The organism is Nostocoides sp. (assembly GCF_037045025.1).
Classification (GTDB): domain Bacteria; phylum Actinomycetota; class Actinomycetes; order Actinomycetales; family Dermatophilaceae; genus Nostocoides_A.
This window is the reverse complement of sequence record NZ_JBAOHM010000011.1, coordinates 459,745-481,689: the sequence shown is the minus strand read 5'-3', so window position 1 is coordinate 481,689 and position 21,945 is coordinate 459,745. Positions and strand designations below refer to the sequence as shown.

Below are 21,945 nucleotides of genomic sequence, written 5' to 3'. Positions count from 1 at the left end.
GTTCGCATGGGGACAAGTACTCGCAGTGTTGGACTTTCCTCCCGCGCGAGGCTCCTAGCGTCGAAGGCACCAACGCCATCGTGGCCCCGTCCGCGACGGCTTGTCAGGCCGCGGGTGGGGTCATTTGCCACATTGGGAAGGACCCTGATGAAGCTTGCCAAAGCGGCGCTCGCGCCGCTCGTCTCCCTCGCGCTGGCCATCCCCTGGATGACCGCACCGGCCGCCAACGCGGCCGACAACACAGTGACGATCAGCTATCCCACCGCCGGCGCCACCGTGCCCGTCGGCGACCTCACCGTGCGCGGCACCGCTGGCACCGACGGCGCGCGGGAACAACACCGGATCCTGTATACGGCCGACCTGTCGTCATCGACCGAAGACCCCGACGGCCTGGACTGCACGGGCGATCGAACCGTCAACGCCGCCGACGACTTGAACGGCGATGGCGCGATCGGAGACGTCCTGGACTGCGAGATCGCGGGGCTGCTCGCCGTGAACCGGGACATCGCCGCCATTCCGGATAGCGCCGACAACATCCGGGTTGGGGTCCTCGCCTTTGCCGGCGAAGCGGTAGCGGCACAGATGAGTTCGACCGCAGGCGAAACGCTCATTGCTCCGGGGCGCCGCGACGGCGCACAACCCAACGTCGAGGGGGTCGGCCGATCGTTGGACGTGCAACGCGTGGGGCAGTTCGTCGAGCACGCCCTTGCCGCGAGCACGGACTACGAAGATGCCATCAGCACCGCGCTCGACGAATTGGAGAGTCAACCCGGGTCCAGATGGCTCTTCTTCATGTCCGATGGCGAACCCATCAATGACGTCACGGACGGCACGATGGACCGGCTACGGTCGTCCGGAGTGAAGGTTCGGACCTTTGCCATCGGTCGAGAACTCGGCGCCGACTCGTGCGAGAGCGGGCAACCTCTCCGGGTGTTGGCCGACGCCACCGGTGAATCGTGCACGGTGGTGCTCGATCCGTCCACGCTGGCCGCCAACCTGACCAACTCCCAGCCCAATACCGTCCGCTCGGTTACCGTTTCCGGGCTCGGGGCGGACATCGCGGCGTCGATCGACACCCTCGGTAACTGGTCGGCGACGGCACGCGGCCTGACCGCCGGCGACTACACGGCCACCGCGCGCGCGGAGTTCACCGACGGCACCAGCCAAACCGCGAGCGTCGACTTCACGGTGGGCGGCAACCCACCGGCCGGCAAGGTCGAGCGGTGGGATGGCGCCGACCGGTATGAGGCCTCGGCCAAGATCAGCGCCCAGTCGTTCAACCCTGGGGTCGACACCGCGTTTATCGCCTCCGGACTCATCTTCACCGACGCCCTGTCCGGCTCCCCCATCGCCGGCCATATCCCCGGCCCGATGCTGCTGGTCCGCACCGACGAGATCCCCGGCGCGATCCAGGCCGAGCTGCGACGGCTGGCGCCCCGCAAGATCGTCATCCTCGGCGGCCCGAACACGATCACCAGGGGCGTGGAGAGCCAGCTGCGCAGCTACACCAGCGGCGCGGTCGTGCGGTGGGACGGCGCCGATCGGTATGAGGCCTCGGCCAAGATCAGCGCCCAGTCGTTCAACCCGGGGGTGGAGACGGCATTCGTCGCCTCCGGCCTGATCTTCACCGACGCCCTGTCCGGCTCGCCCATCGCCGGCCACACCCCCGGACCGATGCTGCTCGTGAAGAACTCCGAGATCCCGCCGTCGATCGCCACCGAACTGGCCCGCCTGCGGCCCCGGGACATCGTCGTCCTCGGCGGCCCGGCGACCATTGACGACGGGGTCCAGCAGGCGCTGAAGCGCTACACCTCCGGCATCGTCGACCGCTGGGACGGCCTGGACCGGTATGAGGCCTCGGCCAAGATCAGCGCCAAGTCCTTCCGCCCCGGCGTGCGGATCGCGTTCATCGCCTCGGGCCAGATCTTCACCGACGCCCTGTCCGGCTCCCCCATCGCCGGCCACACCCCCGGCCCGATGCTGCTTGTCAAGTCCGGCGAGATCCCGCCGTCGATCGACACCGAGCTGGAGCGGCTCAACCCGCAAAAGATCGTCATCCTCGGCGGCCCGGCGACGGTGAACACCAGCGTCGAAGCCGAGCTGGAGCACTATGTGACGCGCCACCGCTGACGCCGGAATCCCGCCGAGGTCTGCGCTGTTGGCTGAGGTCGTACTGCCGGTAGTACGACCTCGGCTAAAAGTGCAGACCTCGGCGCATGGAGGGGTTGAGGGCGGATGACCGGGGACCGGTGGACCTACTCGGTATATCTGTGCCAGGATCGCAGGCGGGGAACCAGTGGTTCCCTGGTGCGCGCGGATAGTCGCGGGCACCGACTGCGTCAGACAGGGGAACCAAGCAGTGCGCAGGAAGACAACACCAGCGATCGCAGCGGCAGCTGGGCTCGCCGCCGCCCTCGCCGGGATCGCCCCGGCAAGCGGAGCACAGGGCACCGAGACCGTGGCGACACCCACGACGAGGGCCAGTCGAGCCGCACCGGAGGGCCGAGCTGCACCCGCCGTGGCCAAACCCAGCCAGATCGTCACCCTCCCAACCGGCGACCTCGTCGGCCTCTCCACCGGACCCACGGGCGCCCCACGGACCAGCATCCTCGGTCGGATCTCGGGCGGCGCGGCAACGTCTATGCGCGTGGGCGGGGCGACCTACCTCATCCCCCGCAGCGTCCAGGACGTGGTCGGGACCAAGCTCGACCCGCAGCTGTTCAACGCCACCCGGATCGCGCAGCGAACCGGCGGGCGCACCCCGGTCACCCTCAGCTATGCCTCGGCCGGCGCCGCCACCGCCGTCCCCGGAGTGGAGGTGACCGGGCGCAGCGGCCTGACCGGCCGCGGCTTCATCACGCCGAGCAGCAGCCGCGCCCTGGGCCGCGCCCTGGCGGGCACCAGCGCCGCGACCCTCTTCGCCGGCCTCAGCGCGGTCAGGATGGCCGACCCGGGCGACCCGGCGGCCCGTTGGCCCATGCACACGGTGACCCTCCGCCTCATCGGCCGCGACGGGCGCCCTGCACCAGGCCCGGTCGGCTATCTCAACGTCACCGACGCCGGCAAGGGTGGCGGGATGGCGTTCGCCAACTACAAGGGCATCGCCAAGGTGTCCATGCCGTCCGGCACCTACCAGCTTCTCGGCTCCGGCTTCGAGGCGGATCTCAGCGCCGGCTACCTGGCCGCCTCACCCGAGTTCACGGTCACCGGGCCGCGGACGGCCACGCTCGATCTGCGTACGGCCACCCAGGCGCTCAGCACGCGGGTCAGCAAGCCATTGGCCGATTCGTTCGCCTTCACCTCGCTCGAGCGGAACATCCCCGGCGATCCCTATGGCTCCAGCATGAGCTTCGGACTCCTCGCACCCGGCGACCTGCCGGTCGAGTTTGCCCCGACCGTCGGCCCCCTGCACGGTGAGCAGGCGCTGGTCCAATCGGTGCTCGCCGGCTCGCCGGCGAGCGCCCGGTCGCCCTATATCGTGGCGACGCTGAATAGCAAGACCGGCCGCCTGCCCGCGGCACCGGTGACGTTCGTGGAGAACGACCGCACGATGACCACGGCCAAGAGCGTCGTGCACGGCCTGCGCGACTACTCCCGCTCAATGTTCACCAGCTACGTCGGGAACGAGTCCGGAGGATTCGGTATGGGCGTGCGCCTCACCGGGCCGAAGCTGACCCGCTACCTGAGCGCAGGCCCTGGCCTAAACCAGAATGGTGAACTCTTCGCCGTCCAGGACGATGAGAGTATGACGTTCGCCGGCTGGCAGAACGAACTGGCCTCGCCGGGGACACCCGGGCGCGTCTTCGCCGACCCGTGGCTGGCGGCGCCACTGCACAGCAACTTCCCACAGACCGAACAGCCGGTCTGCTGGAGTTGCGTGCAAGACGGCCAGGTCATCGTCACCTCCTTGCCGATGTCCGACACCAACCCGCGCCACTTCGGCAACCCCGACATGATCGCGAACTCCATTCGCGGGACGTATGCCGTGCTCGCCGACGCCAGCACGATCGCTTCCGGTGAGGGTTTCCTCTATGACGCGGGCGGGGCGATCCCCGCGGGGGCCAAGGTCATCACCGCCCGGCAGAGCGCGACCCGCTCGGGCAGCCCGTTCCGGCAGACAACCCGCCTGACCACCGAGATGAGCACCCCGTTGTCCGCTGCCATCGCCCTCCCGCCCGGCGGGGAGTGCCCAGGCGGTGACAGCTGCCGAGCGCTGCCGATGCTGTCGGCCGACTACCAGGCGGCAGTCGACGTCGACAACCGCCTGTCGGCGGGCAGCCAGAGCATCGGGATCCTGGTCCACCAGGTCGGTCGCCTGACACCCCGGGGCATCCGCTCAGTCAAGGCGTGGATCTCGTATGACGGCCACACCTGGACCACAGCCCCGGTCACCGGATCGGGCGCGAACTATCGCGCCGCCATCACCGTGCCACGCGGCTCCGGCACCGCCGGGCTGAAGGTCGTCGTCACCGACGCCGCCGGCTCCACCCTGACCGAAACCATCGACGGCGCTTTCCTGCTGCCGCGGTGAGCCACCCAGCAAAGGAGAAGAAGATCATGAGATCGACCATCGTGCGCCGCGGGCTGACCATTTTGGCAGCAGCCGGCACCGTCGTCGCCGGGATCCTCCCGACGGCCGCATCGGCGGGGGCGCCTGCCGCCACCGCTCCGGTCGCCGCCCCCGCGGCGCGCCCCAGCGTGCCCTGTTCGGCCGAGCGCCGGGAGGGTTATGCCCGGTGCATGAGCCGCTTCCGGGCACCGTCAACCGCTGCCGGAGCGAAGCGGCCGGACGGCTACCTGGCCGCCGACCTGCAGGCGGCCTACCAGATCCCGGCGCGCGGGGCAACCGGGACCGTCGCCATCGTCATCGCCTTCGACGTGCCCAACGCCGAGCGCGACCTGGCGGTCTATCGCCGCACGGCGGGCCTGCCCCCATGCACAACCGCCAACGGCTGTTTCCGCAAGGTCAACCAGCGCGGCCAGCAGGGCAACTACCCCGAGCCCGACGGTGGCTGGGCGCTGGAGGGGTCGATGGACCTGGCCATGGTTTCGGCCGGCTGCCCGACGTGCAAGATCCTGCTCGTCGAGTCCGACGACAATTACCTCACCAGCATGGCTGAGGCGACCCGGCAGGCGTGGCGGATGGGAGCTCCCGTCATCTCGCACAGCTACGGCGCCAGCGAATACGGCGGCATGTGGTCGATGCGGGACGCCTATGAGCACCCGGGAACGATCTCGGTGGCCTCCAGCGGCGACTGGGGCTTCACCCAGGCACAAATGCCGGCGGTCTTCCGGCGCGTCCTGGCGGTCGGTGGGACGGCGCTGAACCGGGCGAGCAACCCGCGCGGCTTCGACGAGGACGTGTGGTGGGGCGCCGGGAGTGGCTGCTCGGCATACGTGCCCAAGGGCGCAGTCCAAACGGACGGGCATTGCCAGATGCGGACCGTGGCCGATGTCGCGGCGGTCGCCGACCCGAACACCGGGGTCGCCTTCTACGACAGCTACGAGAACCCGTTCGGGATTCCGCCGGGCTGGATCGTCGGCGGCGGCACCAGCGCTTCGGCCCCCTTGGTGGCCGGCATGATCGGCAACCGCGGCAATGGGTCGACGTTCACCACCCGCATCCCCTACCAGACCCGCAGCGCGTTCTATGACGTCGTCGGCGGCAGCAACGGGTCGTGCGGCGGCGACTATCTGTGCAACGGCGTCAAGGGGTATGACGCTCCCACCGGCGTCGGCTCGCCCCGCGGCCTGCGCGGTCTCTGACAGTGACCACACAACTGCCGCCCCAGCCGATTCGGCTGGGGCGGCAGTGTGGTTTCCGGTCAGTGTCCGGCCGGCTGGTAGCTGTTGACCGCCTCGCTCATCTTGGTGAGGAAGGCGCTCGCGTCGCGGGTGCGGACATAGGTCGACACGCCGTCGAAAAAGCCCTGGGTGAAGGCCGGCGGCATCGCCTCGCCGTGGACGATCGACGGGACGACCGGGCCGGCCCACAACGCCTTGGAGGCGGCCTGTTGGTAGGTCGACAGGGAGGCAACGTCGACGTTCTTCAAGACCGGCACCGACCCCTTGATCTTGTTGAACTCGAGGTTAGCCGTGGGGTCGGCGAGGGTTTTGAGGAAGGCCAGCGCGTTCTTGGCGTTCTTTGCCGTGGTGGCGGCGACGAAGACATCGACGACGGCGAGATAGGAGCCGTCGGTCCCGGGGAAGGCGACCTCGCCCACCGTCGCGTCGGTGCCGCCTGCCTTGACCACTTCGCCGTATGCCGAGTCGTTCATCGTCAGATAGGCGCACTCGCCCTTGGCGAGCTTGGCAACGGCCTGGTCCCAGGACTGGTTGTCGGCGTCCGGGTCGGCGTAGCCGAGCACGGTGTCGAACTCGGTCAGCGCGGCCTTGACGCTCTTGCCTCCCCAATCGAGCTTGTCGTCCTGGACCTTCTGCCACCCGTCGGTGCCGATGTTGGCGAGCAGGACGTTCTCGAAGAGTTCAGCGGTGGTGAAGCTGTCCTTGCCGCCGAGGCACAAGGCGGTGGCGCCGGAGTCCTTGACCTTCTTGAGGTCCGCGAGGAAGGCCTGGCGGGTGTAGCCCTGCGCCGGCGCGGTGACCCCGGCCTTGCTCAGCACGTCCTTGTTGAAGAAGAGGACATTGCTGCGGTGGGCGCCCGTCGGCATGGCGTATTGCTTGCCGCTGACCGTGACAGCCTTGAGGATCGTCGGATTCATGTTCTCCGAGATCCCGGAAAAGACCGAGCTGATGTCGCGGACCTGCTTGGACCGGACGAAGGCGGCGGTGGCGGCCCCGTCGAAGGTCTGCCAGACATCGGGCGGGTTGCCGTCCAAGAGCCGCTTGGCCAGGTCCACACGGGCCTGGCTGCCGGCGCCACCGGCGACCGCGGCGTTGGTCACCGTGACACCGCTATTGGCCTTGGTGAAGGCGTCGATGAAGACCTTGAAGGCCGGTGCCTCCGACGCCGAGGTCCACCACGACATGACCTCGAGGGTGTCGGTGGCGTTGTCGGCGCTGGTCTCCTTCGGCGAGGTGCAGCCGGTGATGGCCAGCGCCGCGACGGAGGCGGCGCACAGCATACGGACGAGTGGTTTGGGGGTGGACATGTCTTTCCTCACCCTTCCGAGGCGAGCACGGCGCTGCCGCCGGGCGCCTTGAGGTCGTAGATGGCGTAGGACGTGACGACCGCGAAACAAAGGGCCGGCACGATGAATGAGATAGCCGGTGAGGTCTTGTCGATGACGACGCCCTGGACCAGCGGCATGATCGCGCCGCCGACGATCGCCATCACCAGTCCGGCGGCCCCGAACTTCGTCGCCGGCCCGAGGCCCTGCAGGGCCACACCATAGATCGTCGGGAACATCAGCGACAGGCAGAACGAGATCGCGACGATGCAGGCGACACCGACGATATTGGGCGAGACGACCGCGATCAGGCAGAGCGCCACGGCGAGTGCCCCGAGGGCGGCAAGCACCTTTGTAGCCCGGATCTTGCCGATCAGCCAGGTCATGAAGAAGCGGGAGAAGAGGAAGATGATCAGGCTCACCTGAAGCAGATAGCCACCGAGGGCCAGGCTGCCGCCGATGGCCTGCTGGACATATTGGATGATGTAGGTCCAACAGCACACCTGGGCCGCGACGTTGAAGAACTGCGCGACGACGCCGAAGCGGTAGCGCTTGCGCGACCAAAGGACCGAGGCGATCGATTGATCACTCTCGCCCGGCTCGGTCGCGTGGAACTCCTCCTGGATCGGCGGCGACTTCTGGATGGCGATGAGAATCCAGATAGCGAGCAGCAGGAAGGCGAGCCCCAGATAGGGGCCCATGACCGCGCCGAGTTGGCCGGCCCGGATGGTATGTAACTGTTCGGGTGTCAGCGACGACAGGTCGACCGGGTTGTCCTCCAGCTTCGGCAGGATCAGCGTCGCGGCGAGGAGGACCCCGATGTTGGTGCCGAGCGGGTTGAACGCCTGAGCGAAGTTCAGTCGCCGCGTGGCCGTTGACTCCGGGCCGAGGGCGATCACATAGGGATTGGCCGAGGTCTCCAGGATCGAGCAGCCGGCCGCCATCGCAAAGAGCGCGACGAGGAAGGCGCCATACGTCATGATCTTGCTCGCCGGATAAAACGCGAACGCGCCGATCGCGGCGAGCCCGAGCCCGGCCAACAAACCGACCTTGTAACCAAAGCGCTGGTTGATGAAGGCGGCCGGCAACGCCAGCAGGAAGTAGGCGCCGAAGTAGGCGAGCTGCACCAGTGAGGCCTGGAAGGTGCTCATTTCGAAGATCCGTTTGAACCCGGCCACCATCGGTGTCGTCAGGTCCGCCGCGATCCCCCACGCGGTGAAGCAGGCAATCAAGGCGAGGAAGAGGACAAACATTCCCCGTCCGACCAGAGGCTCGTTGCCGCCGACGGGATCTTTCCCGGCCTCGGGCGCCACGGTGGCGCCCTGCTGCTCGGTCGTTCCGCTCACCCGAACCCCTTGTCCGGCGTCCCGATCCTGCTCGACGCCTCGTTGAGTCGGGGCCGAAGATTTTTCGGCCCTGGCGTGAACCTACGCCGCTGGTGCACGAGTGGCAACTGGTGCGACCGCGTCGTGACCGACACCCCAGAAACTGTTACTGGACCGTCACACCGTCGTTCGGCGACCGATGGCTCCGACCGTGGTCGGACGACGCGGAACCTAAGGCCGCTCTAGGCTCCGGGCTGTGACCTCAGCACCCGCAGTTTCGGGGCGACGTGCCCGGCTGTCGGCGTGGGCCCGCACTCATCCGGTTCTTCTCGACATCGTGTTGGCCGGCGCGTTCTGGCTCGTCCTCGGCTTCTACACGGTGATTGCCACCCCCGACCCGCCACGCACCAACACCCGGGCGGTGACGGTCACCCTGGCGGCGGTGACGATCGGTCACGCCGCTGGGGTCCTGTGGCGCCGACGTCGCCCGGTCCTGGCGTTCTGGGTCGTCGTCGCCGCGTGCCTGGCGCAACTGCTGGTCAGCGACACCATGGTTCCCAGCGACATCGCGGTGCTGGTCGTCAGTTATGGGTTGGCGCGCTGGGCGCCGTCGGCCCGGTGGCGGCGGCTCGGGCTGGCCCCGATCCTCGTCTCCGGGGTGCTCGCGGTCCTGGACTGGGGCGTCCAGACGAGTTGGCCGTCGGCGGTGGCCTCCACGGTGTTCATGACGGCCTTCCCAGCGCTCGCGTGGGTCTGGGGCGATCTCAATCGCAAGCGGGCCGACGTGCTCGACCGGTTGGCCCAGCAGAATGCGGCGCTGTTGCGCGACCGCGCCCAGCGCGAGGAGCTGGCGGCGCAGGCCGAGCGGACCCGGATTGCGCGCGAGATGCACGACATCGTCGCGCACAGCCTCTCGGTGATCGTCGTGCAGGCCGACGGCGCCGCGTATGCCGCCGAGCATGCGCCGGCGTGGGATCGCGCTCAGGCGCACCGCACGTTGACGACGGTTGGCGCGACCGCGCGGGAGGCACTTGCCGAGACCCGGCGGCTCGTGGGGGTGCTTCGCGAGGAGGGTTCGGACGCGGAATACGTTCCGGCCCAAGGACTCAACGAAATCGACGATCTTGTCGAGGGCGTTCGCGCCGCGGGTTTGGACGCGGACCTGACGATCATCGGTGACGGACCGGTGCCCCGGGAGGTGGGGCTCGCGGCATACCGGATCGTGCAGGAGGCATTGACGAACGTGTTGCGGCACGCGGGGCCGAGAGCACGGGTCGTTGCGCGGATCGAGCACGGCGACCCCTTGCGCGTGACCATTGAGGACGACGGCCGGGGGGCGGCGGCCTTTGGCCGCATCGACGGTGTCGGCAGCGGGTTGATCGGGATGCGCGAGCGAGCCAGCGCCGTCGCCGGGACCGTCACCGCCGGGCCGCGCCCTGGTGGCGGCTGGCGCGTCGATGCAGAGCTACCAACCAAGGAGAAGCAGTGAGCGACAACGCAACCGACCACGAATTCCCGATCCGGATCGCCCTCGTCGACGACCAGGCGCTGGTGCGCGCCGGCTTCCGGATGGTGCTCGACGCCCAGGAGGACATGGTCGTCGTTGGTGAGGCCGGCGACGGCCAGGAGGCGCTGCACCTGCTGGCGCGAACCTCCGCGGACGTCGTGCTGATGGACATCCGGATGCCGCGTATGGACGGGGTCGCCGCGACCGAAACGATCTGTGCCACAATGGGTTCCGGCCCACGCGTCGTGGTGCTGACGACCTTTGATCTGGACGAGTATGCCTTTGCCGCGCTGCGCGCCGGCGCCGCCGGCTTCCTGCTCAAGGATGCCGGTCCCGCCGAGTTGTTGAGCGCAATTCGCGCGGTCCACAGGGGAGATTCGGTCATCGCGCCCTCGACGACCCGGCGCCTGCTGGAGCATGTGGCCGGCCAGTTGCCGGACGCGAGCGCGAGCGCGAGCGCGCCGGCACGAGAACGGCTGGGGCCGCTGACCCCGCGCGAGATCGAGGTGCTCACCGCCGTCGGCCAGGGGCTGACCAACGCCGAGATTTCCGCGTCGCTGTTCATGGCGGAGGGCACGGTGAAAACCCACATCGGTCGCATCCTGCACAAGCTGGATCTGCGTGACCGGGTCCACATGGTGATGCTCGCCTACGAGACTGGTCTGGTGGAGATCAGACCACAGTCGTAGTCGACGCCGCGCCGTCACCGACCGCGGCCAGACGCGCCGGGTGGCCTGCCGGGGAAGGCTGGAAACATGCACTCTCCCATCGCCACTCGTTGCACCGACCTGACCAAGATCTATGGGGCCGGCGACGGCCGCGTCACCGCGCTGGCCGGCGTCACCGCCGCCTTCGCCGCGGGCGCCTTCACCGCGATCATGGGCCCGTCAGGGTCCGGTAAGTCCACGCTCATGCACTGTCTCGCAGGGCTGGACGCGGCCACGAGCGGGCAGGTTTTCCTCGGCGAGACCGAGCTGGGCACGCTCGCGGACGCCCCGCTCTCCCGCCTGCGCCGGGACCGCCTGGGGTTCGTCTTCCAGTCGTTCAACCTCATCCCGACCCTGACCGCCGAGCAAAACATCACCCTGCCGGCCAGGCTCGGCGGGCGCCGGATCGACCGGCCGTGGCTGATGGAGATCGCGCGGACGCTGGGCATCGAGGATCGGCTCGGCCACCGCCCCAGCGAGTTGTCCGGCGGCCAACAACAGCGGGTCGCCGTCGCCCGCGCCCTGATCGGTCGGCCCGAGGTCATCTTTGCCGACGAACCCACCGGGGCCCTCGATCGCGCGTCCTCCACCCAGTTGCTCGGCTACCTGGGCGAGTGCGTGCGCGGCCTGGACCAGACGGTAGTCATGGTCACTCACGACCCGAACGTCGCGGCATACGCGGACCGGGTGCTCATGCTCGCCGACGGCCTCGTCGTCGACGACTTGCTCGCGCCGACGGACGACGCGATCCTGCACGCGCTCAGCGGAATCGGCGCGTGATCCACGATGCTGACCCTCGCCCTGTCGAATCTGCGCACCCAGCCCCGGCGTTATCTCGCCCCGGCACTCGCGATCGCCCTCGGCGTTGCCTTCGTCGCCGCGGCGCTCACGCTCGGTGCGACTCTCTCCCGGGGCGTCACGGCCGCGATCTCGAGCGATATCCCGACGTATGCCGCGGTCGCTTCGCCGTCCGGGCGGGGCGGCGGGCTGCCGCCCACGGCGCTGGAAGCGGTGACGAAGGCCGATGGCGTGGCCCAGGTCCGGGCCGTCCGGACCCAGCCCGGACTCGCCGGCACGGGCAATGTCGAGCGGTTCGTCGTGCTGTCGACGCCACCGTCCCCGGGTAGCAAGGCGCGCTTGAGCGCCGGTCGAATGCCCACGGCGGACAAGGAGATCGCGATCTCGCTCTCGGCGCAGGCCGCGTCCGGAAAACACCTTGGCGAGAGCTGGAGCATCTCGCCGCTGGACGGTGGTCGCGCCACGACGACGGCAATCGTCGGGATCGTCGATGCGGGCGCGGACGCGCAGTATGCCGGCGGGACCCCCGTCGTCTTTGCCACCAGCGCGACCGTCGCGGCGATCAGCGGCGATAACAGCTATCAGGCGCTGTTCGTGTCCGGGGCACCGGGGTCGTCGCCCGCAGACGTCGTGCGGTCGGTCCAGGCCGCGCTCGGCAGCGCGGCCGAGGTGCGCACCGGCCCGGCGTATGCCGACCAGTTGGTCGCCGACGTCACCGGGGGAACCGACTTCATCAGCGCGATCTTGCTCGGCTTCGCCGGAATCTCGCTCTTTGCCGCCGCCCTCGTCATCGGCAATACTTATGCGATCCTCGCCTCCCGGCGGATGCGCGAGAGCGCGCTGATCCGCTGCATCGGTGTGAGCCGGTCAGTCCTGTTGCGCGCCAACGTCATCGAGTCCGCGGCTCTCGGCTTGTGTGGTTCGGTCGCCGGGGTCGCGCTGGGCGTCGGGTTGGCCGCAGTGGCCGCCGGGCTGGCCGGTGACAGCGGCGCCGGACTGCCGCTCGAGGGGGTGGCGATCACGCCGGTCGCCATCCTGATCCCGCTGTTTCTGGGCGTCGTCGTCACCGTGCTCGCCTGCCTGCGGCCGGCCTGGCGGGCCACCCGAGTCCCGCCGGTCGCGGCGCTGCGACCGGAGGCCGCGGTGATCGCTGGGTCCCGCGCCGGGCGGTTGCGAATCGCCCTTGGGTTCACGGTGATGGCCCTCGGTGTCGGCCTGCTCGCGGTCGTCATCGCCGGGGCGTCACTGCCCGCCGGGCTGGCCGGGGGCGCGCTGTCCTTCCTTGGTGTGCTGCTGACCAGCAGCGTGCTCGTCCCGGCGCTGCTCGCCGGGATCGGCAAGGTGGCCGGACGGCCATTCGGTGCACCGGGCGAGCTGGCCGTCGAGAACGCGGTCCGCAACCCCGCCCGGGCCAGCGCGACCACGTCGGCGCTCCTCGTCGGGGTCACCTTGATCTCGATGCTCGTCGTGGGCGGAGCCACGACCCAGCGCTCGGCGGCGGGCCTGATCAACGAGGAGTACCCGATCGATATCGCGCTGGCGGCGCCGAAGGAAATCCCCCGCGGAACGGTTGCCGCGGCCACCGCAGTCGACGGTATCGCCGCGTCGGCCCCGCTGGCCGGCGCGGACCTGCGGATCGCTGGCGACACCGACCCCGTGCGCGCTGTCGGCATCACCGACGCGGCCCGGCAGGTGACGCGATACGCCGAGGGACTGCGCCCGGTCGGCCCGGATTCACTCGTGGTCGCCGCCAGCTTCGCCGCGAGCCGGGGGCTCAAGGCCGGACAGCCGGTCACGGTCAGCGCCGGCTCCGGCCCGGCCCGGGAGTTGCGGGTCGTCCTCGCGGCAACCAACGGACACGAGGCGCTGATCGATGCGCAAACCTTGGCGGCGCTCGCGCCCGCTGCCCCGGTGACGTCCCTCTGGTTGCGGATGAGGGGCGGTGCCGATGCCGGTGCGGTCACCGACGGCGTCCAGGCGGCCGTGCGTGATCTCCCAGGTCTCGACCTGAGCAGCGGAGCGAACGGGCGCGAGCGCATCCAGAGCATGCTCGACACGATGGTGCTCGTCGCCGCGGCCCTGCTCGCGGTCGCCGTGCTCATCGCGCTCGTCGGCATCGGAAACACGTTGTCGCTCTCGGTGATCGAGCGGACCCGCGAGAACGGCCTGCTGCGCGCACTCGGCCTCACGGCCCGGCAATTGCGCGCGACCTTGGCCATCGAAGCGGTGCTGATAGCCGTCGTCGGTGCGCTGCTTGGCGTGGCGCTGGGCGCGGCATACGGGATCTGCGGGGCGTATGCGCTGCTCGGTGCCGATGTCGAAGTGCGTCCCGACCTCCCGGTCTCGCGCCTGCTCCTGATCATGGCCGTGGCGCTCGTCGCCGGCCTGCTCGCCTCGGTGCTGCCCGCCCGCCAAGCCGGTCGGGTCCCGCCCTCGGTCGCGATCGCCGCCGAGTAGCTCTCGGCGCGCGTCAGCCAGCCAGGCCCGCGTGACCTAGATCAGCTTGGAGATGTAGATGATCGGCTGGTCTTTGGGCGGAGTCTTCCGGGACCGTCGAGCGGGCTTGTGCTTCGACTGCTTGGTCGTCGCCGGCTTCGGCGTGTCGCTTGCCGCGGGGATAGTGCTCATCGGGCACTCCTCTCAGAGCAGGATGGATCGTTCAAAGGTGACCTCATGGCCGTTGACGAAGACGGTCCGTCGCGCGGTGACGGGGAAGCCATTTGTGCTGCAGTAGCCCTGTCCCGCCGTCACGACGGCCGTGGCCATGAAATGCGGCTGTCCGACCGTGTAGCTATAGGCCGGATTGCCTCCGGAGGCGGCCACATATTGCCAGGTGCCGGTGTAGGTTGTGCTATATGCCTGCAACCCCGGCTTCACCGGGACGCTGCTATCCGGAGCTGGCACCGACCAGCCTGAATTGCCGGTGGCCGCCGTTATGCTGGTGACATTCCAGTCGCTCGGGAAATACAGGGTCAACTTCGCGCCGGTAATGACCGTTGTGGGGGTGGTGTTGTAGACCCACAGCCCGCGGGTGGGGTAGTTGCCGATCCCGTTGATCTCCACGGTCATGTTGCGGGGGCTCTGGGTGTCGCAGCCCTTGATCAGGTTGACCCAACCCTGCAGGCCGGGGGGCAAGCTGGCCGCGCGGGCCGGCGCGAAGCTCCCCATTGCCATCACGGGAATGGACCAGGCGGCGCCTTTGGCGAGCGTTCGACGACTCGACGGCTGGGCGTCCCGAATAATATCGTTACTAATGCCACCCACGCAGCACTCCTAAGGTTGACCTAACCCCGAACCCCCCGGAAATAACTTCCGGCAGGCGACTTTCCCTATGCGCGGAGACTACGGCGTTACCGGCGAGTATTCCTGGCGTGTTGGGAAGAAAGTTCTTGTCAATTGGCGGTAGTAACCGCGCAACTGGACAAGATCCAGCCCTTTGTCCTGGCCATGACCCCGTCCGCTGACGGCGCGCCTGACTAGACTGCGCCGCGTGACTTCAGCGACCGGCACCGGTGTCGATGCGAGCCAGCGGGCCCGTGACCTGCTCGGGGTCGCCCGCCTCACCAATAGCGCCCTGGCCGGCTGGCTGCACGGGTTGCCCGGCGTCGACCAGGTCGGGTGTGAGGCGCGCTCTGCCGGCCTGGGGACCCGTTCGATCAAGAACGCCAGCAAGGCGTGGGCGATTGACCTGGCGATATCGATGATCGACCTGACCACGCTCGAAGGCGCCGACACCCCGGGCAAGGTCCGCGGCCTGTGCGCCAAGGCACTCCTTCCCGACGCCACCGACCCCGCCACTCCGCGCCCGGCGGCCGTCTGCGTCTATGGCGATATGGTCGCCGTGGTCCGGGATGTCCTCGGCACCGACAGCGGGGTCAACATCGCCGCCGTCGCCACGGCCTTCCCCAGCGGACGAGCGAGCCTGCCGGTCAAACTGGCGGATGTCGCGTTCGCGGTCGAGTCCGGTGCCGACGAGATCGACATGGTGATCGACCGCGGGGCCTTCCTCGCCGGCGACTACCTGACGGTCTTCGATCAGATCGTGGCCGTCAAGAATGCCTGCGGCACGGCGCGGTTGAAAGTGATCATGGAGAGCGGTGAGCTGGTCACCTATGACAACGTCCGGCGCGCATCGTGGTTGTCGATGCTCGCCGGGGGCGACTTCATCAAGACGAGCACCGGCAAGGTCTCCCCGGCCGCTACCCTGCCGGTCACCGTAATCATGCTGGAGGCGGTGCGCGACTGGCGCTCGCTCACCGGTGAACACATCGGCGTCAAGCCGGCCGGCGGCATCCGCACCAGCAAGGACGCGATCAAATTCCTGGTCGCCGTCAACGAGGTCGCGGGAGAGGATTGGCTGGACAACTCCTGGTTCCGTTTCGGCGCCTCCAGCCTGCTCAATGACCTGCTGCTGCAACGGCAACGAATGGCGATCGGCGCCTACTCGGGTCCCGACTACGTGACCGACGACTCCCCCAGCCTCTACTGACGGGCCAGACATGACGAAGTTCGACTACGCTCCCGCGCCCGAGTCTCGCGCTGTCGTGGACATCCACCCGGCTTACGGCCTGTTCATCGGCGGACGCTGGGTGGAAGCCACCGGCGTGCCGTTCAAGACGATCAGCCCCGCCACCGAGGAGGTGCTGGCCGACGTCGGCGAGGCGAGCCCTGCGGATGTCGACGCCGCCGTGCGGGCCGCGCGCACGGCATACACCCGAGTGTGGTCCCGGATGCCGGGCGCCGACCGTGGCAAGTACCTCTTCCGGATCGCGCGTCTCCTGCAGGAGCGGGCGCGCGAGTTCGCGGTCCTGGAGACTCTCGACAACGGCAAGCCGATCAAGGAGTCCCGCGACGTCGACATTCCGCTCGCGGCAGCGCACTTCTTCTATCACGCCGGCTGGGCAGACAAGCTCGACTATGCCTCGCTCGGGCCCAATCCGATGCCTTATGGCGTTGTCGGGCAAGTGATTCCGTGGAACTTCCCGCTGCTCATGCTGTCCTGGAAGGTCGCTCCCGCGCTGGCGACCGGCAACACCGTGGTGCTCAAGCCCGCCGAGACCACTCCCCTGACCGCACTTCTCTTTGCCGAAATCTGCCAGCAGGCCGACCTGCCGCCGGGCGTCGTCAACATCGTGACCGGGGCCGGTGCAACCGGACAGGCGATCGTCGAGCACCCGGGGATCGACAAGATCGCGTTCACCGGCTCGACCGAGGTCGGCAAGGCCATCGCCCGCTCGATCGCCGGCGCACCCAAGAAGGCGACGCTCGAACTCGGCGGCAAGGCCGCGAACATCATCTTCGACGACGCCCCGATCGACCAGGCGGTCGAAGGGATCGTCAACGGCATCTTCTTCAACCAGGGCCATGTCTGTTGCGCCGGTTCACGGTTGCTCGTCCAGGAGTCGATCGCCGACGAGGTCGACCGGCGGCTCAAGCGCCGCCTGGAGCACCTGCGGGTCGGTGACCCGCTCGATAAGAACACCGACATCGGCGCGATCAACTCCAAGGTCCAGTTGCAGCGGGTCAGCGACATGTGCGCGGTCGGCGAGGCCGAGGGCGCGGCCCGCTGGGACACCGGCTGCGCGCTTCCCAGCAAGGGATTCTGGTTCCGGCCAACGGTTTTCACCGGAGTCAGCCAGACGCACAGGATCGCCCAGGAGGAAATCTTCGGGCCGGTCGTGTCCGTCTTGACCTTCCGCACGCCGCACGAGGCGGTCGCCAAGGCCAACAACACGCCCTACGGGCTATCGGCCGGGATCTGGACCGAGAAGGGCTCCCGCATCCTGTGGATGGCCGATCAGCTGCGTGCCGGCGTGGTGTGGGCCAACACCTTCAACCGCTTCGACCCGGCGAGCCCCTTCGGCGGCTACAAGGAGTCCGGTTATGGCCGCGAGGGCGGCCGGCACGGCCTGGCTGCCTATGTCACGACGGAGGCCACCAAGTGAGCCGGGTCGAGGTCAAGAAGACCTACAAGCTCTACGTCGGCGGCGCCTTCCCGCGCAGCGAGTCCGGCCGGTCGTATGCCGTCGCCGACGCCAACGGCGGCTTCCTCGCCAACGCAGCGCTCGGCTCCCGCAAGGACGCCCGCGACGCGGTTGTCGCCGCTCGCAAGGCGCAGCCGGGGTGGGCGGGAGCAACGGCATACAACCGCGGGCAGGTCCTCTATCGTGTCGCCGAAGTCATGGAATCGCGCAAGGCGCAATTCGTCGGCGAGGTTCGCGCCGCCGAGGGAGTGACCGCCGCCCGCGCCGCCGCTCTCGTCGACGCGGCGATTGACCGCTGGGTGTGGTATGCCGGGTGGACCGACAAATTCCACCAGGTCCACGGCGGCCTCAACCCGGTCGCCGGTCCCTACTTCAACATTTCCGCGCCGGAGCCGACCGGCGTGGTGGCCGCGATTGCGCCGCACCAGAGTTCGTTGCTCGGCCTGGTGAGCGTTGTCGCCCCGATCGTTACGCCGGGAAACACCGCGGTCGTGGTGGCCAGCAAGGACCGGCCGACGCCGGCGATCGCCCTCGCCGAGGCGTTGGCGACCTCCGACGTGCCCGGCGGCGTCGTCAACCTCCTCACCGGCGACCCGGCCGAGATGGCGCCGTGGCTGGCCAGTCACCGCGACGTCAACGCGATCGACCTGACCGGAGCTGCCGGGACGCAGCTCGACTGGGCGGCCCTGGAGCGCGCGGCCGCCGACAACCTCAAACGGGTGCGCCGCCCGGTGTCTGCCGAGGAGGACTGGCTGGCCGATCCCGGCCTGGCCCGGCTCGAAGCGTTCCTGGAGACCAAGACGGTCTGGCATCCCAAGGGCCGCTAGGCTAGGGCACCGCCGCGCGGTCAGTCGAGTTCGACGGTGACGTCGACCAGGATCTCGCTGGCCAACTGCTCAAGGTCGGTCTGCACGCTCGCCACATCGCCACCCTCGGGCACACGCGCCACGAGATGGGCCTCGAAAAGCTGGCCCCCCGCCATCGGCGCATCGCGCGTCACCGTGGTCAGCTCCTCGACGTTGAGGCCATGGCGATGGAGCACGCCGCTGATCGCGCTGACGATGCCGGGGTGATCATTGCCGAGCAGGTCTAGGCGCACCATCCGCTCGGTGCTGCCGTCCTCCCCAGCAGCCTCGGGCGCCTCCCCCCGGTCCACATCGATCGCCAGCAGGCCGCTCAACCCGTCCAGCGCCGCCCGCAACGCCGGGGCGGAGGCCTCATCGACGGTCACCAGGACGATCCCGGCGAACTTGCCGCCGAGTTCGACGAGCTGGCTACGCTCCCAGTTGCCGCCATTGCCGGACACCGCCTCCGCCAGGGCGCTCACCAGCCCAGCGCGGTCGTCGCCAGAGACGGTCAGAACGAGAGTCTGCACGATGGGCATCGTAGCGACTCGGGCAACCGAGCGTCCTGCGGTGCCTGGCGATGCGGATACGGTTGCCTGGTGCCGGACGACGAGCCTCGAGATCGCAGTCGGGCACGCGTGCTCTTGCTGTGCGGTCCAAGCGGCTCCGGCAAAACCCGCCTCGCCGATCAGCTTCACCGCCGGCACGGCTGGCCGATCGTCCGGCTCGACGACTTCTATCTCGACGAGGACGACCCGAGGCTTCCCCGGCACCGCACGCTGGCCCTGCCGGACTGGGACGACCCCCGCAGCTGGGACGGGGCCGCGGCAGCGCGCGCCCTGGAGGCGCTCGTCACCACCGGGTCGGCCGAGCTCCCCGACTACGACATCTCCCGCAGCCGACGCGTAGGCAGCCATCGGATCGGCTGCGCCCCGACCCACATCGTCATCGCCGAGGGCGTTTTTGCCGCCGAGCTGATCGGTCCGCTGGCCGAGCGCGGTCTGCTGCACGGGGCCTGGTGCGTTCGCGGCCGGCCGTTGACGACAATGATTCGCCGGCTGGTCCGCGACGTGAAGGAGCGCCGCAAGCCGCCGCTCGTGCTCGCGCGCAGGGGGTGGGCGCTGATGCGTGCCGAGCCGACGCTGATCGCACGGGCGCAGGCTAAGGGCGCCTCCCCGACAACAGCCGCCGAACTCCTGGCCGCCTTGGATCCCGTGGCGCGAGCGGCCGAGGCGGAGGGCCGCAGCGGCATACGATGAGGCTCTTGCCGTCTTGCCGCCAGGGGTCTTGATGTCCACACCCGACGATGCCGTCGTCACCCCCGTCCAGCCGACCGTGCCCAACCGGGTGCTCGACGTGGGCGACATCGTCTCCGGGGCGTTCCGGACCGTGCGCGCCGCGCCGGCGATCTTCTTGGGGCTGCCGCTGCTGCTCGTCGTGCCCGGCCTCCTGCTCGCCCTCGTCATCGTCGCGCTCGCGGGGACCTCGGTGGCCACCGACGGCGCCGCCCGTTCGGGCACGGGTCTGGCTGCAGTGCTCGCCGGCGTGCTCGGGGGACTGGCGATGGCGTATGCCGCGGTTCGCGTCTCCGGCGCCACGACCATCGGCGCCTACCAGGTGGCCCTCGGCGCGCGTCCATCGCTGCCGTCGCTGTGGCGCGCCGCCGGCGGGATCGTCTGGCGACTGCTGGCGCTGGTGATTCTCGGCTTCCTCGTGATGCTGGTCGTCACCGGCGTGATCGGGGCGATCATCACGGCCATTGCCGCGGCCGGGCATGAGGGGTGGGCGGTCGCGCTCATGTTTGTGCTCTTCATCCTGGCGTTGCCGCTCTATGCGGTGCTCGCCGTCAAGCTCACCTTCGTCGCCCAGGTGGTCGCCCTCGAAAAGGCCGGGCCGATCGCGGCAGCGCAGCGCAGCTGGGCGTTGACCCGGGGCCAGTGGTGGCCCACGCTCGGGCGGCTGGTGCTGCTCTATGTCCTCGCGATCCCGATCAGCGTCGTCACCCAGATCGCCGTCGTGCCCGCGGCCGTGATGGACCCGGGCAACGCCCAGGGCCTGACCTGGGCAATGCTCCCGGCGATCGCGATCATGCTCGTGCTGGCCTTCCTCTACGGCGCCTACTCGGCCGCCTATCTGACGCTCATGTATCTCGATGCCCGCCGCCGCGAGGAGGCCATCGCCACCCTGCCGGCCGCCAGCGGATATGGGCCTCAGCTCGCCTATCCGGGTGGGACTCTCCCGCCCCCACAGGGCGTTTCGCCGTATGCCGCTCCCCCGCTCTTCGGCCAGCGGCAGCCGCCCTCGTCCGATCCCTACCCGCCCGCGGCGAGCGCAGGTACCGCCTATCCCTACGGGTGGGCCTCATCCCCGGACGCAAACTACCCACCGCCGCCGGTGCCCCAGCCCGCACCCCCGCCCGGAGGCAGCGAATGGGGTGGTGACAGCGGGTCGTCCAGCGGGAGCAGCGACAGCGGGAGCAGCAGCGACTGAGGTGGCGGCCTTAGGCAGTCACGCCGAGCGCGGCATACCCGGGCTTGATCTGGGCATCGATGATCGCCAGGCGCTCATCGAAGGGCAAGAAGGCCGATTTCATCGCGTTGATCGTGGCCCAGCGCAACTCGCTCAGGCTCCAGCCGGCGTGATCGATCAGCTGCTGCATTTCCGCGTTCATGCTGGTCCCACTCATCAGCCGGTTGTCGGTGTTGATCGTCACCCGGAAGCGCAAGTCCTTCAACAGCGTGATCGGGTGGGTCGCCACATCGCTTGCCGCGCCGGTTTGGATATTGCTCGTCGGGCACATTTCGAGCGGGATCCGCGTGTCTCGGACGTATGCCGCGAGCCGGCCCAGGCGCGGCTGCTCGCCGCTCGTGTCGATGTCGTCCACGATACGCACGCCATGCCCGAGCCGGTCGGCGCCGCACCACTGGATTGCCTCCCAGATGCTCGGCAACCCGAACGCCTCGCCGGCGTGGATCGTGAAATGGGCGTTCTGGCGCTGCAGGTATTCGAAGGCGTCCAGGTGCCGAGTGGGTGGATATCCCGCCTCGGCACCGGCGATGTCGAAGCCGGCGACACCGTCATCGCGGTAGCGCACGGCGAGTTCGGCGATCTCGCGGGACTTGGCCGCATGCCGCATCGCGGTCAGCAGCGCCCGCACGCGGATCGGCCGCCCGGCCCCCGCCGCCTCGGCCTCCCCGTCGCGGAAGCCGGCGTTGACCGCCTCGATGACCTCTTCGAGCCGAAGTCCGCCGTCGAGATGCTGCTCGGGCGCGTAGCGCGACTCGGCATAAACGACGCCGTCGGTGGCCAGGTCGAGGACGCACTCCGTGGCGATCCGGTGCAGCCCGGCGGCGCTCTGCATCACGGCGACCGTGTGCTCGAAGGTCTCCAGGTAGCGAACCAGGGAGCCGGAGTCCGCGCTCTCGCGAAACCACGCGCCGAGGCGCTCGGCGTCGGTGGCGGGCAGAACGGCATACCCGATCTCGCCGGCGATCTCGACGATCGTCTGGGGGCGGACCCCGCCGTCGAGGTGGTCGTGGAGCAGGACCTTGGGTGCCGCAGCCACCGCCGAGCTGATCGTCTTCTCTGGCATCCGCCGATGGTATGCCGTGTGCCCGTCCGGTGGCTGGCGCGATCACGCTCGCAGTCG

The 21,945-nt window shown here is 69.2% G+C and carries 18 protein-coding genes; 12 read left to right on the top strand and 6 right to left on the bottom strand.

Annotated features, from left to right (window positions below; all coding sequences use genetic code 11):
* The first annotated feature begins 147 nt into the window (after positions 1-147).
* From V9G19_RS13425 to V9G19_RS13415, 3 genes are all read left to right on the top strand, one after another.
* The gene (locus tag V9G19_RS13425; protein WP_462285909.1) at positions 148-2,130 is read left to right on the top strand and encodes a cell wall-binding repeat-containing protein; all 1,983 of its coding nucleotides are present in this window, start codon (positions 148-150) and stop codon (positions 2,128-2,130) included.
* A 388-nt stretch (positions 2,131-2,518) separates the two neighbouring features.
* The gene (locus V9G19_RS13420) at positions 2,519-4,531 is read left to right on the top strand and encodes a hypothetical protein (protein WP_462285908.1); all 2,013 of its coding nucleotides are present in this window, start codon (positions 2,519-2,521) and stop codon (positions 4,529-4,531) included.
* Between the two features lie 26 nt (positions 4,532-4,557).
* A complete protein-coding gene (locus tag V9G19_RS13415) occupies positions 4,558-5,766 on the top strand; it encodes a S53 family peptidase (protein WP_462285907.1) in 1,209 nt (402 codons plus the stop codon).
* Positions 5,767-5,825: 59 nt separating this feature from the next.
* Here the strand turns inward: V9G19_RS13415 and V9G19_RS13410 are convergent, their stop codons facing one another.
* The gene (locus V9G19_RS13410) at positions 5,826-7,112 is read right to left on the bottom strand and encodes an ABC transporter substrate-binding protein (RefSeq protein ID WP_462285906.1); all 1,287 of its coding nucleotides are present in this window, start codon (positions 7,110-7,112) and stop codon (positions 5,826-5,828) included.
* Positions 7,113-7,120: 8 nt separating this feature from the next.
* Positions 7,121-8,476 carry an L-fucose:H+ symporter permease gene (gene fucP, locus V9G19_RS13405; RefSeq protein WP_462285905.1) on the bottom strand — a complete coding sequence of 452 codons (1,356 nt, stop codon included), beginning with the start codon at positions 8,474-8,476 and terminating at the stop codon, positions 7,121-7,123.
* A gap of 235 nt (positions 8,477-8,711) precedes the next feature.
* Here fucP and V9G19_RS13400 point away from each other — a divergent pair, with 235 nt between their 5' ends.
* From V9G19_RS13400 to V9G19_RS13385, 4 genes are all read left to right on the top strand, one after another.
* Positions 8,712-9,944: a sensor histidine kinase gene (locus tag V9G19_RS13400; RefSeq protein WP_462285904.1), complete on the top strand. Its 1,233-nt coding sequence runs from the start codon at positions 8,712-8,714 to the stop codon at positions 9,942-9,944.
* Entirely contained in the window at positions 9,941-10,651 is a 711-nt protein-coding gene (locus V9G19_RS13395; protein WP_462285903.1) for a response regulator, read from the top strand. Before V9G19_RS13400 ends, V9G19_RS13395 begins: the two co-directional genes overlap by 4 nt.
* 66 nt (positions 10,652-10,717) lie before the next feature.
* Positions 10,718-11,449: an ABC transporter ATP-binding protein gene (locus V9G19_RS13390; protein ID WP_462285902.1), complete on the top strand. Its 732-nt coding sequence runs from the start codon at positions 10,718-10,720 to the stop codon at positions 11,447-11,449.
* Between the two features lie 6 nt (positions 11,450-11,455).
* Complete coding sequence (locus V9G19_RS13385) at positions 11,456-13,924, top strand: FtsX-like permease family protein (protein ID WP_462285901.1); 2,469 nt, start codon at positions 11,456-11,458, stop codon at positions 13,922-13,924.
* Positions 13,925-13,960: 36 nt separating this feature from the next.
* On the opposite strand, the gene V9G19_RS13380 is transcribed toward V9G19_RS13385, so the two are convergent.
* Both V9G19_RS13380 and V9G19_RS13375 read right to left on the bottom strand, forming a co-directional pair.
* The gene (locus V9G19_RS13380) at positions 13,961-14,095 is read right to left on the bottom strand and encodes a hypothetical protein (protein WP_462285900.1); all 135 of its coding nucleotides are present in this window, start codon (positions 14,093-14,095) and stop codon (positions 13,961-13,963) included.
* Between the two features lie 12 nt (positions 14,096-14,107).
* Positions 14,108-14,731 carry a hypothetical protein gene (locus tag V9G19_RS13375; protein ID WP_462285899.1) on the bottom strand — a complete coding sequence of 208 codons (624 nt, stop codon included), beginning with the start codon at positions 14,729-14,731 and terminating at the stop codon, positions 14,108-14,110.
* A 226-nt stretch (positions 14,732-14,957) separates the two neighbouring features.
* Between V9G19_RS13375 and deoC the strand changes: the two genes are divergently transcribed.
* Genes deoC through V9G19_RS13360 form a run of 3 tightly spaced genes read left to right on the top strand, consistent with a single transcriptional unit; the run spans position 14,958 to position 18,278 of the window.
* Positions 14,958-15,956, top strand: coding sequence for a deoxyribose-phosphate aldolase (gene deoC, locus V9G19_RS13370; RefSeq protein ID WP_462285898.1), 999 nt, complete (start codon positions 14,958-14,960; stop codon positions 15,954-15,956).
* Between the two features lie 10 nt (positions 15,957-15,966).
* Positions 15,967-17,412, top strand: coding sequence for an aldehyde dehydrogenase family protein (locus tag V9G19_RS13365; RefSeq protein ID WP_462285897.1), 1,446 nt, complete (start codon positions 15,967-15,969; stop codon positions 17,410-17,412).
* Positions 17,409-18,278: an aldehyde dehydrogenase family protein gene (locus V9G19_RS13360; RefSeq protein ID WP_462285896.1), complete on the top strand. Its 870-nt coding sequence runs from the start codon at positions 17,409-17,411 to the stop codon at positions 18,276-18,278. The genes V9G19_RS13365 and V9G19_RS13360 overlap by 4 nt, the downstream gene beginning before the upstream one ends.
* Before the next feature lie 20 nt (positions 18,279-18,298).
* Here the strand turns inward: V9G19_RS13360 and V9G19_RS13355 are convergent, their stop codons facing one another.
* The gene (locus tag V9G19_RS13355; RefSeq protein WP_462285895.1) at positions 18,299-18,835 is read right to left on the bottom strand and encodes a glycine cleavage system transcriptional repressor; all 537 of its coding nucleotides are present in this window, start codon (positions 18,833-18,835) and stop codon (positions 18,299-18,301) included.
* Between the two features lie 60 nt (positions 18,836-18,895).
* On the opposite strand from V9G19_RS13355, the gene V9G19_RS13350 reads away from it, so the two are divergent.
* Both V9G19_RS13350 and V9G19_RS13345 read left to right on the top strand, forming a co-directional pair.
* A complete protein-coding gene (locus V9G19_RS13350) occupies positions 18,896-19,555 on the top strand; it encodes a uridine kinase family protein (protein ID WP_462285894.1) in 660 nt (219 codons plus the stop codon).
* Between the two features lie 31 nt (positions 19,556-19,586).
* Positions 19,587-20,786 carry a hypothetical protein gene (locus V9G19_RS13345; protein WP_462285893.1) on the top strand — a complete coding sequence of 400 codons (1,200 nt, stop codon included), beginning with the start codon at positions 19,587-19,589 and terminating at the stop codon, positions 20,784-20,786.
* A 10-nt stretch (positions 20,787-20,796) separates the two neighbouring features.
* Here V9G19_RS13345 and V9G19_RS13340 read toward each other — a convergent pair whose 3' ends face one another.
* A complete protein-coding gene (locus V9G19_RS13340; RefSeq protein WP_462285892.1) occupies positions 20,797-21,888 on the bottom strand; it encodes an adenosine deaminase in 1,092 nt (363 codons plus the stop codon).
* Positions 21,889-21,945 lie beyond the last annotated feature (57 nt).